This is a genomic window from Micromonospora sp. NPDC049175 (genome assembly GCF_043197345.1).
In the GTDB taxonomy this organism is placed as follows: Bacteria; Actinomycetota; Actinomycetes; order Mycobacteriales; family Micromonosporaceae; genus Micromonospora.
Window position 1 is genome coordinate 262825 of sequence record NZ_JBICSY010000006.1, and the last position, 14202, is coordinate 277026.

Annotated in this window: 15 protein-coding genes; 9 read left to right on the top strand and 6 right to left on the bottom strand. The window is 72.6% G+C overall.

The annotated features are described in order from the left end of the window. Positions 1-140: 140 nt before the first annotated feature. The gene (locus tag ACGFH8_RS24490; protein ID WP_393371044.1) at positions 141-2396 is read left to right on the top strand and encodes a hypothetical protein; all 2256 of its coding nucleotides are present in this window, start codon (positions 141-143) and stop codon (positions 2394-2396) included. Between the two features lie 25 nt (positions 2397-2421). Then, positions 2422-2913 carry an SsrA-binding protein SmpB gene (gene smpB / locus ACGFH8_RS24495; RefSeq protein WP_393371047.1) on the top strand — a complete coding sequence of 164 codons (492 nt, stop codon included), beginning with the start codon at positions 2422-2424 and terminating at the stop codon, positions 2911-2913. A gap of 424 nt (positions 2914-3337) precedes the next feature. On the opposite strand, the gene ACGFH8_RS24500 is transcribed toward smpB, so the two are convergent. Then, on the bottom strand, positions 3338-4204 hold the full coding sequence (locus ACGFH8_RS24500; RefSeq protein ID WP_393371049.1) for an aldo/keto reductase family oxidoreductase: 867 nt from the start codon (positions 4202-4204) through the stop codon (positions 3338-3340). A 139-nt stretch (positions 4205-4343) separates the two neighbouring features. Here ACGFH8_RS24500 and ACGFH8_RS24505 point away from each other — a divergent pair, with 139 nt between their 5' ends. The 5 genes from ACGFH8_RS24505 (at position 4344) to ACGFH8_RS24525 (ending at position 7986) form a co-directional block, all read left to right on the top strand. Then, complete coding sequence (locus tag ACGFH8_RS24505; RefSeq protein ID WP_393371051.1) at positions 4344-4790, top strand: winged helix-turn-helix transcriptional regulator; 447 nt, start codon at positions 4344-4346, stop codon at positions 4788-4790. A gap of 127 nt (positions 4791-4917) precedes the next feature. Then, complete coding sequence (locus tag ACGFH8_RS24510) at positions 4918-5340, top strand: molybdopterin-binding protein (protein ID WP_393371053.1); 423 nt, start codon at positions 4918-4920, stop codon at positions 5338-5340. Then, on the top strand, positions 5337-6110 hold the full coding sequence (modA, locus tag ACGFH8_RS24515) for a molybdate ABC transporter substrate-binding protein (protein ID WP_393371055.1): 774 nt from the start codon (positions 5337-5339) through the stop codon (positions 6108-6110). Before ACGFH8_RS24510 ends, modA begins: the two co-directional genes overlap by 4 nt. Further along, a complete protein-coding gene (locus ACGFH8_RS24520) occupies positions 6107-6922 on the top strand; it encodes an ABC transporter permease (RefSeq protein WP_393371057.1) in 816 nt (271 codons plus the stop codon). Before modA ends, ACGFH8_RS24520 begins: the two co-directional genes overlap by 4 nt. Then, the gene (locus tag ACGFH8_RS24525; protein WP_393371060.1) at positions 6919-7986 is read left to right on the top strand and encodes an ABC transporter ATP-binding protein; all 1068 of its coding nucleotides are present in this window, start codon (positions 6919-6921) and stop codon (positions 7984-7986) included. The genes ACGFH8_RS24520 and ACGFH8_RS24525 overlap by 4 nt, the downstream gene beginning before the upstream one ends. A 39-nt stretch (positions 7987-8025) precedes the next feature. Here ACGFH8_RS24525 and ACGFH8_RS24530 read toward each other — a convergent pair whose 3' ends face one another. The 4 genes from ACGFH8_RS24530 to ACGFH8_RS24545 form a co-directional block, all read right to left on the bottom strand. Further along, positions 8026-8439 carry a type II toxin-antitoxin system Phd/YefM family antitoxin gene (locus ACGFH8_RS24530; protein ID WP_393371062.1) on the bottom strand — a complete coding sequence of 138 codons (414 nt, stop codon included), beginning with the start codon at positions 8437-8439 and terminating at the stop codon, positions 8026-8028. 41 nt (positions 8440-8480) lie between these two features. Further along, entirely contained in the window at positions 8481-9053 is a 573-nt protein-coding gene (locus ACGFH8_RS24535) for a GNAT family N-acetyltransferase (protein WP_393371065.1), read from the bottom strand. Between the two features lie 82 nt (positions 9054-9135). Next, positions 9136-9576 (bottom strand): hypothetical protein, encoded by a 441-nt coding sequence (locus ACGFH8_RS24540; protein WP_393371068.1) that lies wholly within the window; start codon positions 9574-9576, stop codon positions 9136-9138. Positions 9577-9609: 33 nt separating this feature from the next. Beyond that, positions 9610-10827, bottom strand: coding sequence for a hypothetical protein (locus tag ACGFH8_RS24545; protein ID WP_393371071.1), 1218 nt, complete (start codon positions 10825-10827; stop codon positions 9610-9612). Positions 10828-11022: 195 nt separating this feature from the next. Between ACGFH8_RS24545 and ACGFH8_RS24550 the strand changes: the two genes are divergently transcribed. Both ACGFH8_RS24550 and ACGFH8_RS24555 read left to right on the top strand, forming a co-directional pair. Beyond that, a complete protein-coding gene (locus ACGFH8_RS24550) occupies positions 11023-12579 on the top strand; it encodes an NAD(P)/FAD-dependent oxidoreductase (protein ID WP_393371767.1) in 1557 nt (518 codons plus the stop codon). Positions 12580-12627: 48 nt separating this feature from the next. Then, positions 12628-13164, top strand: coding sequence for an RBBP9/YdeN family alpha/beta hydrolase (locus ACGFH8_RS24555; RefSeq protein ID WP_393371074.1), 537 nt, complete (start codon positions 12628-12630; stop codon positions 13162-13164). On the opposite strand, the gene ACGFH8_RS24560 is transcribed toward ACGFH8_RS24555, so the two are convergent. Beyond that, positions 13154-13990, bottom strand: coding sequence for an RNA methyltransferase (locus ACGFH8_RS24560; protein WP_393371770.1), 837 nt, complete (start codon positions 13988-13990; stop codon positions 13154-13156). The genes ACGFH8_RS24555 and ACGFH8_RS24560 overlap by 11 nt on opposite strands. Positions 13991-14202: the final 212 nt, after the last annotated feature.

A 14202-nucleotide genomic window follows, 5' to 3' on the forward strand; every position in this document is an offset into this window, starting at 1 on the left:
ACCACCTGTTGGCGGTCGGCCGCACCATGGCCCGGGTGGCCGGCATGGTTGACCGGGTTCGGGATGGGTAAGCCGGGGAGCCGCGTGGGTGGTCGTACGTCGACGACGCGCCCGGCTGCCGCGCACACCTCGGGGGGCCCATGGCGGACGTGTCGCCGACCGGACCGACCACGTCGGGCGGGATCGTGGAACTGCGGGTGCACGGTGTCTCCGGCGCGGGAGCGGACCAGGTGCTGGACCGGCCGCACGTGCAGCAGGTCGCCGGGGACCGCAGCGGCGGGTTCTACCGACCGCGCCCCGGCTACCCGGACTCGACCGGGACAGACGGGGTGACGCTGGAGGCGTACCGGTGGAGTGACCTGCCGTCCGGCACGGCGGTCCGGACGCTGTCGTTGGTGTTCCTGTTGCCGTTCATGCTCTGCAACGTGGCGCTCTGGATGCGCCCGTCGAACACCGCTTCGAAGCTGGGCTTCATGGCGCTGTGCCGGGTGCTCGCCCTCACCCTCACCATGCTCTACGTGCTCTCCATCGTCGGCGTGGCGTTGGACCTGGTCGCCTGGCGCTGCATGGACACCCCGTCCTGCCTGGCCGGGCGGAGCTGGCTGTCCTGGCTCGGCGGACGCCCGCCCGGGCTGCGCCTGGGCGTGCTGGCGTTGGTGCCGGTCGCCGCCATCGGGCTGGTCTGGTGGCTGGGCGCCCGCCCGGGCCACTCGTTCGACGCGTTCCGGACTCCGTCGACCCCGACCTCGAAGCACCAGTTGAGCGCGGTCGGCCAGTGGGACGGCGAGCCACTCGTTGGTCGGCTGCGCTCGGTCCACGTCGCGGCGGGATTCGCCACCCTCGACGGCAGCCTGCTGGCCGCCCGGGCCAGCCAACACCGCTCGTGGGTGATGGTGATCCTGCTGGCGGCCACCGGGGTGCTGCTGCTGGCCTGCCTGGTCCTGCTCACCGTGGTGCCGAGCATCGACCGGACCGACCCGGCGCCCCGGGTGGACGCCCTCTTCCGAGGGCTGCGCACGATCGCCTGCGGCGTGACGATCCTGGTGATCGTGCACGTCGTCATCAGCCCGGCCCCGTGGCCCCGGGGCGGGGCGTTGCCGGGCTACGGAGCGATCGTGGCCTGGCTGTTCGTCAGCCAGATGATGCTGGTGACCGCCCTCGCCGCGCTGGTGCTCTGGCGGCGGGGCGGCCGGCAGCGCGGGGGGCCGCTGCGGGCGTTGGGGGCGCCGGTCTTCGTCACGATCGCGGCCGGCCTCGCCGTGGCGTTCTCCGCCGAGTTGGTCTACCGGGTGGCGGACCTGCTCGATCGCCAGGGGACGACCGCGGACGGCCTGGAGACCAGCCCTCCGCTGGCGTACAAGTGGGCGATCTTCGGGTTTTTCCTGGCGGTGGTGACCGCCCTGCTGGTGGCCGCCGTGGTCACCAGGCTGACCCGGCGCGGGCGGCGGCGGGCCGCCCGGGCGATCGTGGCCGCCGACTTCCCGCACGCGCCACCGGCGGCGGCGGACCGGCTGCGCCGCGTCGAGCAGGCGATCGCCCGCGCCCGGTTCACCGAGCGGCTGGAACCGCTGTCCGTGGTGTACGCCGGGCTGGCGGCGCTCGGCCTCTCCACAAGCGTGCTCGGCCTGCTCCAACTCCTGCCGGGCGAACTGGCGCAGCGCTACGTCGGAGTGCCGGACAGCATGGTCAACTTCCTGATCGGGTCGGGCAGCTACGCGATCGCCGTGATCCTGCTCGGCCTGGTGGTGGGCGGCATCTTCGCGTACCGGACGGCACAGTTCCGTCGCTACGTGGGCGTGCTGTGGGACCTGGGCACGTTCTGGCCCCGGGCGGCACACCCGTTCGCGCCGCCCTGCTACGCCGAGCGGGCCGTGCCGGAGTTGGCCAAGCGGATCACCTACCTGGTGGAACAGGGACAGGGCGTGCTGCTGGCCGGGCACAGTCACGGCTCGGTGCTGCTCGCCGCCACGGTGCTGCAACTACCCACCCGGATCACCGAGCGGGTCGCCCTGCTGACCTACGGATCGCCACTGGGCCGGTTGTACGCGCGGCTGTTCCCGGCCTACGCCGACGAGCCCGCGCTGCGGGAGATCGGCGAGCGGGTCGGCTGGCGCTGGATCAACCTGTGGCGCGACACCGACCCGATCGGCGGTTGGATCTTCTCCTCCCGGCGGCCCGGGGAGCCCGAGACGCTGACCGGGCCGGCGGCGACGGTGGACCGCCGGTTGGTCGATCCGCATGATGTGGTGCCGGCGCCCAGCGACAGCGTCCCCCCACCGATCCTCGGGCACTGGCCGTGTGAGTCGCAGGACGAGTTCGCCGACGCGGTGCGGGAACTGACCGGGCGGCTGAGCCCGGAGCGGCGGGCGACCGGCGGAGCCGGCCGGCCCGGCTGAGGCAGCGGCCGGATATCGTCGCGGGGTGAGCCCGTCCAAGCAGCCCGAACGCCGGTTGATCGCCTCGAACAAGAAGGCTCGGCACGAGTACACCGTGCTGCGCACGTACGAGGCGGGCATCGTGCTGGTCGGCACCGAGGTGAAGTCGCTGCGCGAGGGGCGGGCCTCGCTGGTGGACGCGTTCGCCCACGAACGCGACGGTGAGATCGTGCTGTACGGGCTGCACATCGCCGAGTACGCCTACGGCACGTGGACCAACCACGCCCCGCGCCGCAACCGCAAGCTGCTGCTGCACCGGGCCGAGATCGACCGGATCCTGGACAAGGTCCGCGAGGGCGGGGTGACCCTGGTCCCGCTGTCGATGTACTTCGAGAACGGCTACGCCAAGGTCGAGTTGGCGCTGGCCAAGGGCAAGCGTTCCTACGACAAGCGGCAGACGATGGCCGAGCGGGACGCCAACCGGGAGATCGCCCGCGAACTGGGCCGGCACCTCAAGGGGCACCCCCGCAGGCCCTGACCTGCCTTCGTTCGCCCGTCGACGGGGAGCGCTGCCGCCGCTTCGTGTCGACACGCGGCCAACTGCTCAACCAGTCACCGGAGCTGCGCAACTGCTGAGGGTGGGCTCGGGGAAGGCGGGCCCCTGCGGCCCGCCTTCCCCCTGGGGGCCCTGCCGCCGACCCGCACGTAGGCGCACCCCCGCACCCCGCACGCACGCAGCGCCACAACATCCCCGATGGTGCTGCCTCCGACGCGCCGGAGACAGCACCATCACCGATGTTGCGCGGATCTTGACGACGAGCACCACGCTGGACCGGCCGGCAGCACGGGTTCGGCCCGCCAGCCGCACGGTCACGCTCGATCCGGGAAGTAGTGGCCTCACCACCGCACCGATGCCACTACTTCCTGATTCGCGCACGATCTTGCCCCGACACCCTTTCTCCCTAGCCGCCGATCTTGTCCAGTTCGGCGAGGTCGTCGTCGGAGAGGGGCAGGGCGGCGCCCGCGATGTTCTCGCGCAGGTGTGTCGTCGACGAGGTCCCCGGGATCAGCAGGATGTTCGGCGAACGCCGCAGCAGCCAGGCCAGGGCGACCGACATCGGTGCCGCCTCCAACCGGGCGGCCACGGTGGCGAGCACCGAGGACTGCAGGGGGCTGAAGCCGCCGAGAGGAAAGAACGGCACGTAGGCGATGCCCTGCTCGGCAAGCGCGTCGACCAGCTCGTCGTCCTGGCGGTGCGCGAGGTTGTACATGTTCTGCACGCACACGATCGGCGCGATGGCCTGCGCCTCGGCGACCTGTTCCGGCGTCGCGTTGCTCACTCCGAGGTGCCGGATGAGGCCTTCGTGCTGAAGGTCGACGAGTGTCTCGAACGCCTCGGCGACCGGACCGGGCTGCGGACCCGCGGCATCGCCGAGCCGGAGGTTGACAAGGTCGAGCACGTCGAGATCGAGGGTCTCGAGATTCTCGTGCACGGACCGCCGCAGGCTTTCCGGGTCGCGGGCCGGGGGCCAGCCGCCCTGCTGGTCGCGGTTCGCGCCGACCTTTGTGGCGATGTGCAGCGAGGCGGCGTACGGGTGCAGCGCCTCCCGGATCAGCTGGTTGGTGAGATGCGGCCCGTAGGCCGCGGAGGTGTCGATGTGGGTGATGCCACGCTCGACGGCCGCGCGGAGGACGGCGAGTGCGCCGTCGTGGTCGGCCGGCGGTCCCATGACCCAGGGGCCGGCCAGCTGCATGGCGCCGTAACCGAACCGGGTGACCGTCAGGTCTCCCAGTGTCCAGGTGCCGCCGGGAAGGGAGGTGGAGGCCATGTTCTTACCTCTGACTTTCGTGTCGTACCGAGCCGTGCCCGTGCACCGCCTACCCGCTCCACTATCGGGGTGTAACTTCACTATGGGAAGTAGGCACCTGAAGGTGCGTAACGCCCCCAGCGGCGGGAGGAGCGGTTCGATGACGACGACGGCGGCGGCGGCGGGGAAGAGGGCGCAGGCCAAGGTGGAGTACGACGCCTTCCTGGCGCAGTGTCCGAGCCGCAAACTGCTCGACCGCATCGCGGACAAGTGGGTCACACTGGTGCTGGCCGCGCTGCGCAGCGACGGCTCGCACCAGTTCGGCGCCGACTGCGCCGGCGAGCCCCGGCCGATGCGGTACTCGCAGTTGTCGCGCCTCCTGGCCGGGGTCAGTCAGAAGATGCTGACCCAGACGCTGCGCTCCCTGGAACGCGACGGCCTGATCACCCGCACCGTGGTGCCGACCGTGCCCGTCACCGTCACCTACGAGCTGACCGACCTCGGCGTCTCGCTGCACGAGGTGATTCGCGGCTTGAAGGGCTGGGCCGAAACGCACATGGACGACGTGCTCGCCAACCGCGCGACGTACGACAACCACGTCGCCTGAGGCCTCCCCCCGTCGGCACCACGCTCGGCCGGGTGGCGCAAATACCGCCAGAGAACCCCACGGGAGTACGCAGACACGGCCCGATCCGGCCTTCCATGCCCGCAGATGCGGCAGCTAAGGTGAGCCGGTGACGATGTTCCGGATCGGTGCGGCGGCCGACCTGCTCGGTGTCAGCAGCGACACGATTCGCCGCTGGGTCGATGCCGGGCGGCTGACGGCCGGGCGCGACGAGCACGGCCAGCGGGTGATCGACGGGGTCGACCTGGCCGCCTTCGCCCGCGCCCAGGCCGCCGACCCGGACGCGGGCGCGGAGTTCTCCTCGGCCCGCAACCGGCTGCGCGGCATCGTCGTGGACGTCCGCAAGGACACGGTGATGGCCCAGGTCGACATCCAGGCCGGCCCGTTCCGCGTCGTGTCGCTGATGAGCCGGGAGGCGGTCGACGAGCTCGATCTGCGGGTCGGGTCGGTGGCCGTCGCGGTGATCAAGTCGACCACGGTGGTGGTGGAGCGGGCCGCGCCCGCCCCGAGCCGGGGAAGGTCGGGCGGATGAGCGCGCGCGCGACGCGTATGGCGATGGCCGTGGTCCTGGCGCTGACGGTCGCCGGCTGCGGCGCGGGCGACGACCGGGCCTCGGACGGCCGGGGCACCGGCGCGGTGACGGTGTTCGCGGCCGCCTCGCTCACCGAGTCGTTCCGCCGGATCGGCAAGGACTTCGAGGCCGCCAACCCCGGCAGCACCGTGACCCTCAACGTCGCGGGCAGCTCGACCCTGGCCAACCAGATCAACCAGGGTGCGCCGGCGGACGTGTTCGCCTCCGCCGCCCCGGCGAACATGGCCACTGTCACCGAGGCGGGCAACGCCGACGGCACACCGACCGTCTTCGCCCGCAACCAGTTGGTCGTCGCGGTGCCCCGGGGTAACCCGGCAGGCGTGACCGGCCTGGCCGACCTGAGCCGGTCCGGCGTGAAGGTGGCGCTCTGCGCCACTCAGGTGCCGTGCGGCGCGGCGGCCCGCACCGCCCTGGACGCGGCCGGCGTCGCGCTGACGCCTGTCACCCTGGAGCAGGACGTCAAGAGCGCGCTCGCCAAGGTGAAGCTCGGTGAGGTCGACGCGGCCCTGGTCTACCGCACCGATGTGCGAGCGGCGAGCGGCGACGTGACCGCTGTGGAGTTTCCCGAGTCGGCGCGGGCGGTCAACGACTACCCGATCGTCGCGCTGAAGGACGCGCCGAATCCAGCCGGAGCACGGGCCTTCGTCGCGTACGTCCGCTCGGCGCCGGCGCAGGCGGTCCTCGCCGAGGCCGGTTTCCAGGCCCCATGAGCCGGGTCCTCGAGCACGCCGCGCCCCGACGGCGGGGGCGGGTGCCGGCGGCGCTGTTGATCCCCGCCGGGTTGGGCCTACTCTTCCTCGTCCTGCCGTTGGCCGGGCTGGTGATCCGGGCGCCGTGGACCACGCTGCCGCAGCGGCTCACCGAGCCGGGCGCGCTGACCGCGCTGCGGCTGTCGGTGCAGACCGCGACCCTGGCCACCGTGCTCTGCCTGCTGCTCGGGGTGCCGCTCGCCTGGGTGCTGGCCCGGGTCGAGTTTCCCGGCCGCCGACTGGTGCGCGCGCTGGTCACCGTGCCGCTGGTGCTGCCGCCGGTGGTCGGCGGGGTGGCGCTGTTGCTGGTCTTCGGCCGACGTGGGCTGCTCGGCGGCTGGTTGGACGCCACGTTCGGCGTCACCCTGCCGTTCACCACCGCGGGTGTCGTGTTGGCCGAGTCGTTCGTGGCCATGCCGTTCCTGGTCATCGCCGTGGAGGGGGCGCTGCGCGCCGCGGACCATCGCTACGAGGAGGCCGCCGCCACGCTGGGCGCCGGCCGGTGGACCACCTTCACCCACGTCACGGTGCCGCTTGTGGCGCCCGGGCTGGCCGCCGGGGCGGTGCTCTGCTGGGCGCGGGCGTTGGGCGAGTTCGGTGCCACCATCACCTTCGCCGGCAACTATCCCGGTCGGACACAGACCATGCCGCTCGCCGTCTACCTGGCCCTGGAGACCGACCTGGAGTCCGCGATCGTGCTCAGCCTCGTGCTGCTCGTCGTGTCGGTGGGCATTCTGGTGGCGTTGCGGGACCGCTGGATGACAAGCGCGTGAGCGATGCGCTGCTGGACGCCCGGCTCGTCGTCGACCGGGGCGCCTTCCGGCTCGACGTGCCGCTGCGGGTGGCGCCCGGCGAGGTGGTCGCGCTGCTCGGGCCGAACGGCGCCGGCAAGACCACCGCGCTGCGCGCGCTGGCCGGGCTGCACCCGCTCACCGCCGGCCACGTGACGCTCGACGACGTCGACCTGGACCGCCCGGCGACGCGCGGGTGGGTGCCCACCGAGCGTCGGCCGGTAGGTGTGGTCTTCCAGGACTACCTGCTCTTTCCGCACCTCGACGCCCTGGACAACGTGGCCTTCGGGCCGCGCCGGCACGGCGTGGACCGGAAGACGGCCCGTGCCACGGCCCGGGAGTGGCTCGACCGGGTGGGGCTGGACGCCCAGGCGCACCGCCGCCCCCGGCAGCTCTCCGGTGGTCAGGCGCAGCGGGTGGCGTTGGCTCGCGCGCTGGCCGTCGCGCCGTCGCTGCTGCTGCTGGACGAGCCGCTCGCCGCGCTGGACGCCCGCACCCGACTGGACACCCGCGCGGAGCTGCACCGCCACCTGTCCGCGCACCCGGGCGCGACGGTCCTGGTCACCCACGACCCGCTGGACGCCCTCGCGCTCGCCGACCGGCTTGTCATCGTCGAGGGTGGCCGGGTGGTGCAGGAGGGCGACGGGCCGAGCGTCACCGCCCGCCCGCGCACCGACTACGTCGCCCGGCTGGTCGGGCTCAACCTCTATCGGGGCAGGGCCGAAGGGCATGGGGTACGCGTCGCGCCGGAGCTGACCCTCACCGTCGCCGACCGGTTGGACGGCGAGGCCTTCGTGGCGTTCCGTCCGGCGGCGGTGGCCCTGCACCCGGCCCGACCGGAGGGCAGCCCGCGCAACACCTGGGCGGGGACGGTGGCCGGCGTCCAGCGGCACGGCGACAACCTCCGGGTGCAGGTGGACGGGCCGATCGGGGTGGTTGCCGACGTCACGCCGGCCGCCGCCGCCCAACTGCGACTGGTCCCCGGTCAGCGGGTCTGGGTGGCGGTCAAGGCGGCCGAGACGCACGCCTACCCGGCCACCGGCTGACCGCTGGCAACCCGGTCGGCACCGGCTGCGCGCAGGCGGTCAGCCGGCGAGCAGGTCGTTGTGCGCCGCGCGCAGCCGGGCCACCGTGGGGTCGCTGCCCGGGACGACCCGGCGGTCCAGCTCGGCCCACGCCTCGGCCAGCGCGGCGCGGATCGCGGCCAGCTCGGCGGCGTGCCGCTGGGTGCTGCGCCGGTGTTGCTCGTCGAGGCGGCGGGCCCAGCCGGCGGTGACGGTGGAGAGCCGGTCGGCGTCGGCGCGGGCCTGGGCGCCGCTGCGGGCGGCCGCGGCGGGGACGATCGCGGCGACCGGGCGGGGATCGCCGTCGCGGGTGACGACGGTGACCGTGTCGGTCAGCTCGGCGAGCGCGACAAGCTGACTGAACCGGGTGCGCGCCTCACGCAGCGGCACGGAACGCGGCGGGTCGGGGTGGGGGGTGAGCGCGGGGACGGCCATGAATGCATGGTGCCGCCGGGGTACGACAAAACACGCTGTCGTCAGTGGACGGTGGTCGGCGTCGTCCCCGGTCCGGCCAGCCACTCGTCGGCCAGGACCGACCAGACCTCCAGGTCGATGCGGCCGTGCGGACCCGGGCTGACCTGGCGGAGGGTTCCGTCGAGGCGCAGGCCGAGCCGTCGGGCGAGGGCCCTGCTGCGGGTGTTGTCGGCGGTGTTACGCCACTCGACCCGGTGGATGCCGCGCTCGCGGACGGCCCAGTCGACGATCCGGCGGATCGCCGGGGCGACGAATCCCCTGCCCTGCGCGGACGGCTCCACCCAGCAACCCGCCTCGCAGACGCCCCGGGTCACGTCGAACGACACGAACATGACGCCGCCGACGAGCGTGCCGCGCCACCACAGCCCCCAGATGCCGCCGGTGTCGCTGGCCCACCGGTCGGCGTACCGCTGCAACACCGCGCGGGCCGACGGCAGGTCGGTGGCGACGAACGACGGCGACACCCAGGGCTGGATGTGCTCCCGCGCCCGATCCAGGTGGGCGAGGAACTCCTCGGCCCGCCACGGGTTCAGCGGACGCAGCTCGACCTCCTCGGTCAGTGGCAGGGCGAACACCGGGCCTCCAGTCGGGTGCGGGGAAACAGCCTCGCACAGGCCTGGCGCGTGCGCCCGCGCCGGGCACGGTCGCCGGCCGCGCTCAGGTCGGCAGGTGGGTACGCAGTGCCGCGAACTGCGCCACGGTCAGGTACGACGGATTGGCGGCCTGTGGTTGGCGGAACACCTCCAGGGCGGCGAGCCGATCGTCGGCGCGTAGTCGTTGCCGGGGCACCCGGTCCGGTTCGGCGAGAATGGGCAGGTCCAGTGGCACCGACCAGGGCTGCCCCGGCGACCCCGGCTCGGCCGGCCCGGTGACCCGACCGATCCCCCACAACCCGTACGGCAGTCGACCGCGACTGCCGCTGGCCCAGAAGACGATCGCCTGTCCGGCGCTCATCATCCGCGCCCGGTAGCCGGGGCGCACACACCAGCTGGTCACCCGGGGATCCCGGGCGAACCGGGCGGTCAGGTCGACCAGGTCGGCGTTGCCCTTGATCAGCCAGGCCCCGAGGTCGTCGAGGCGCACCCGCGGCTCGGTCACCGCCTCCTTCTGCCCCGTCGGCGGCCGGCCCAATCAGATGATCATGTGGGTCCAGTAGGTGAGCCAGAGCACGAACAGCGTGCCCTGCACGACGGCGAGCATCGCGGTCAACCACACGTCGACGCCGGCGTGGCGCGCCCACCGGGCCAGCACGAGGGCCACCGGGAACGCGGCCAGCAGATACCGCAGCAGGCTCCGGTACACCGCCGGGCCCATCGACAGCGGCACCACCACCATGAGTACGCCGTACACCAGGTAGGCCAGCTCCCGGCGACGGAACCCGGCGACCAGCACGGCCAGCACGGCCACGGCGAAGAGGACCCGGCCGGCGTCGCGGGGCTCCCCGGCGAACAGCACCGGCACCGGGTTCTGCACCTCGATGCCCCACCCGACCTGCTGGGCGTGCTGGTAGGCGAACCAGTCCCCGCCCCGCCACCGGCAGAACGCCATGAAGGTGAACCAGCCGGCGGGCAGCAGCAGCAATGGCCAGCCGATCCGCAGGTAGCCGAGCAGGGCGCGGGGGCCGAGCCGCCAGTCGTGCTGGCGCAGCAGGACCAGGGCCAGCGGCAGCGCGACGAGCAGGCCAACGGAGCGGCTCAGCGCCAGGAAGTAGCCGAGCACACCGACGAGCAGCCACTGGCGTCGCTCGGCGTGGTAGAACGCGGCCAACGCGAGACAGACGAAGAGCGACTCGGTCAACGCGGCCTGGAACAGGAACGCGGTGGGCAGCAGCACGAGGTACCTGGTGAAGCGGCGGGCCGCGGGCGCGTCGCCGAGCAGCACCTCGGCCAGCCGGTAGCCGTACCAGAGCGCGAGCAGGAACGCGACGTTGCTGATCACGAGCAGGGCCAGCGCGTTGTCCCCGCCGAGCAGCGCGCCGACCGGCCGGGCCAGGAACGGGTAGAGCAGCGGGAAGCCGAAGTCCCGCCACGGCCCGGTCAGGGGCAGCTCGCTCAGCCGCAGATAGAGCAGCCCGTCCCAGGCGAACCAGAAGGAGATCCACCGGTGGCCGGAGATCTCACGCTGCTGCGCCCACATCAGCGCCTCGTCGGGCGGTGGCGCCCCGGGCACCCCGTCCCAGGCGTGCAGGACCAGCAGCCCGAGCAGGGTCAGCAGCAGCTTCGCGCCGAGGAACAGGCCGATGACGTACGCCCAGGGCGCCGGCACCCGACGGGCCACGCGCGCTCCGGCGCGGCCGGCCGCGTCCAGTCGCACGGCAAGCGCCGCCGCGCCGCTTCGCCACCGGTGCATCCGCCCCCGCCCCCCGGTTCGTCGGCCCACCCGCCGCACAGGAGTGTGGTCCAACCCGTTGTACGCCGCCAGACGCCACTCCGGAGCGGAATCGATCGTTGACCGGGAGTGACATTCGGCGCGGTTCGGGTAGAACCGGCGCCCCCGACGATGGCGAAGAGCAGGACGATGGCGCAGAGCAGGGAGTGCGGCAGCATGGGCGAGCAGCACGGCACGGTGGTCATCGGCGCGGGGCCCGCGGGGCTCACGGCGGCGTACGAACTGCTCCGGCACGGCCGGACCGTCCGGGTCTTCGAGGCCGACGAGGTGGTCGGCGGGATCAGCCGGACCGTGGAGCGCGACGGGTGGCGGTTCGACATCGGCGGGCACCGGTTCTTCACGAAGGTGCCTCGCGTGGAGGCGTTCTGGCACGAGATCCTGCCGGACGAGGACTTCCTGACGCGGCCCCGGATGAGCCGGATCTTCTACCGGGGAGCGCTGTTCAACTACCCGCTCAGCCCCGTCAACGCGCTGCGCAACCTGGGGCTGTCGGAGGCGGCCCGCTGCCTCGGCTCGTACGCCCACGCCCGGTTGCGGCCGCCCCGGGACCAGACGCACTTCGAGGGCTGGGTGTCGGCCCGCTTCGGCTGGCGGCTGTATTCGATCTTCTTCAAGACGTACACCGAGAAGGTCTGGGGGATGCCCGCGGACCGGCTGCAGGCGGACTGGGCCGCGCAGCGGATCAAGAACCTGTCTCTGGCCACGGCGATCCGCAACGCGCTGCTGCCCAGGCGGTACCGCACGGACGTGACAAGCCTGATCGAGCAGTTCCAGTACCCGAAGTACGGGCCGGGGATGATGTGGGAGCGCTGCGCCGAGCAGGTGTGCCACCGGGGCGGGCAGGTGTCGACGGGCGCCTGGGTCACCGCGGTGCACCGCGACCCGACGCGACGGCGGGCGATAAGCGTGACTGTCAACGGGGCGGGCGGGCAGCGTACCGAACCGGCTGACCACGTGATCTCGTCGATGCCGATCTCGGAGCTGGTGTCCGTCCTGCGTCCGGCGGCGCCACCGGAGGTGCTGGCCTGCGCCGCCGACCTGCGCTACCGCGACTTCCTGACGGTGGCGCTCGTGGTGCCCGCGGAGTTCTCGTTCCCGGACAACTGGATCTACGTGCACGATCCGGGGGTACGGGTGGGCCGGATCCAGAACTTCGGCTCCTGGTCGCCGTACCTCGTCAAGGACGGCCGCACCTGCCTGGGCCTGGAGTACTTCGTCTTCGAGGACGACGAGATGTGGCGTACCCCGGATGCCGACCTCGTGGCCCTGGCCACGGCGGAGCTGGAGCGGCTGGGGTTGGCGCGGCCCGGTGTCGTGGAGGCCGGCCACGTCGTGCGGATGCCGAAGGCCTACCCGGTGTACGACGAGCGCTACCAGCACAACGTGGACGTGATCCGGGCGTGGCTGGCCGAGGCGGTGCCGAACGTGCACCCGGTGGGCCGCAACGGCATGCACCGCTACAACAACCAGGACCACTCGATGCTGACCGCGATGCTCACGGTCGAGAACATCGCCACCGGCAGTACGCATGACGTCTGGACGGTGAACGTCGAGCAGGACTACCACGAGCAGTCTGCCGGCGGTGACCGGCGCGGCACGGGCCGGGACGCGCCGGTGCTGCCCAGCCGGATCGTCGCCGCCCCGATCGCCGCTCCCGTCGGAGTCCACTCCGGGGGCGACGGCGACCGGGCCGAACAGGTGCCGCTGGGCTGACTGTCACCGGGGCGTGGTGTGATCAGACCCTCGATCCGAGGGGGCACAGTGGGGCGCAGAGCGATCATCTTTCACGGGACCGGCGGCAACCCGGACGTCTGTTGGTATCGCTGGCTGGCCGGGCGGTTGGAGGCCCGGGGCTACACCGTCGAGGTGCCGCACCTCCCCGACCTCAACGTCGAGCCGATCGCCACGTTCCTGCCCAAGGTGCTGGACGCGCACCGCTTCGACGAGAACACGGTCCTGGTGGGCCATTCCGGCGGCGCGGCGTTCCTCCTGGCGCTCCTCGAACACGTCGAGGTGACAGTTGCCCAGGCGATCCTGGTCGCCGGCTACTCCACCCCACCCAACACCAGCGAGGAGCCGGTCCTGCAGCAGAGCTACGACTGGGCCGCGATCCGGTCGCACGTGCACGACATCTCCTTCATCAACTCGCGCAAGGATCCGTACGGCTGCGACGACAGCCAGGGACGTGCCATGTTCGAGCGGCTCGGCGGCACCCAGATCGTGCGCGACGACGGGCACTTCGGCGACTACGACCAGCCCTACGAGCAGTTCGGCCTGCTCGACCGACTCATCGCCTGACGCGCCCCCCGCCGGCCCGTTGGCGTGCCGCCTCGTACAGGACGACGGATCCGGCGGTGGCGGCGTTCAGGGAGCTGGCCATGCCCACCATGGGGATCCGGATCAGGTGGTCGCAGGCATCGCGCCACGCCGAGCTGAGCCCGGACGTCTCGTTTCCGACCACCAGCAGGGTCGGCCGGGTGAAGTCGTACTCGGTCGCCTCGGCCGCCCCGCTCTCGTCGGTGCCCACCACCTGCACCTCGACGCCGTCGGCGCGGATGGCCGCGACCCAGTCGAGGACCGGCCGGTGTCCGGGCACGCGCACGACGGGCACGGAGAACAGCGAACCCGTACTGGCGCGTACCGCTTTGGGGTCGTAGACGTCGGCGGCATGGCCGGTGATGACGACGCCGCTCGCGCCGAAGGCGTCCGCCGACCGGATCAGCGTCCCGATGTTGCCGGGGCTGGTCGGCCGGTCGAAGACGACCGGGAGCAGGCCGGGGCCCGTCGGAATCCGACCGAGGTCGTCGTCGGGCAACGCCACCACGGCGAGCAGTTCCGGTGCGCCCTCCACCTTGCCGCCCAGCTCGACCATCAACTCGCCGGCGACGGCGACCCTGGTCGCGCCGGCCGCGTCGAGGGTCTCCCGCGCCCAGGTCGACAGGTGGGCGTCCGCGTTGTACAGAAGCTGGCGGACCTGCCACCCCAGTTGGATCGCCAGCGTGATGGGTCGGACGCCCTGAACGAGGAACTCGCCGCTGCGTTGGCGCTTGGTGCGATTGCCCAGCAGCGCCTCCCACTGTTGGAACCGTGCATTGCGAGTCGTCACCCGTAGGACCGCCACCAACCCCGCCTCCATCGCGTCTGTCCGTTCGCTGTTCGGCACGCCGTGCGGCCAGCCACGACGCGCCAAAACCCCCCGAGCTTACGTGGGTGGGCACCGCACCCGGCGCGCGCTCCGCGACGAGCCGGCCCGGCGCCGGTCCTGCCCAGTTCCCGTCCTGCCCGGCTCCCCCGACGGAGGCAGGGCGTTCCCCTTCGGCGGTGAGGAGCGGCCGG

Bases quoted from the DNA above. Each gene is read 5' to 3' on its own strand.
- ACGFH8_RS24490 (WP_393371044.1), top strand. From the start codon at position 141: ATGGCGGACGTGTCGCCGACCGGACCGACCACGTCGGGCGGGATCGTG.
- ACGFH8_RS24500 (WP_393371049.1), bottom strand. From the start codon at position 4,204: ATGGCCTCCACCTCCCTTCCCGGCGGCACCTGGACACTGGGAGACCTG.
- ACGFH8_RS24505 (WP_393371051.1), top strand. From the start codon at position 4,344: ATGACGACGACGGCGGCGGCGGCGGGGAAGAGGGCGCAGGCCAAGGTG.
- modA (WP_393371055.1), top strand. From the start codon at position 5,337: ATGAGCGCGCGCGCGACGCGTATGGCGATGGCCGTGGTCCTGGCGCTG.
- ACGFH8_RS24520 (WP_393371057.1), top strand. From the start codon at position 6,107: ATGAGCCGGGTCCTCGAGCACGCCGCGCCCCGACGGCGGGGGCGGGTG.
- ACGFH8_RS24530 (WP_393371062.1), bottom strand. From the start codon at position 8,439: ATGGCCGTCCCCGCGCTCACCCCCCACCCCGACCCGCCGCGTTCCGTG.
- ACGFH8_RS24545 (WP_393371071.1), bottom strand. From the start codon at position 10,827: ATGCACCGGTGGCGAAGCGGCGCGGCGGCGCTTGCCGTGCGACTGGAC.
- ACGFH8_RS24550 (WP_393371767.1), top strand. From the start codon at position 11,023: ATGGGCGAGCAGCACGGCACGGTGGTCATCGGCGCGGGGCCCGCGGGG.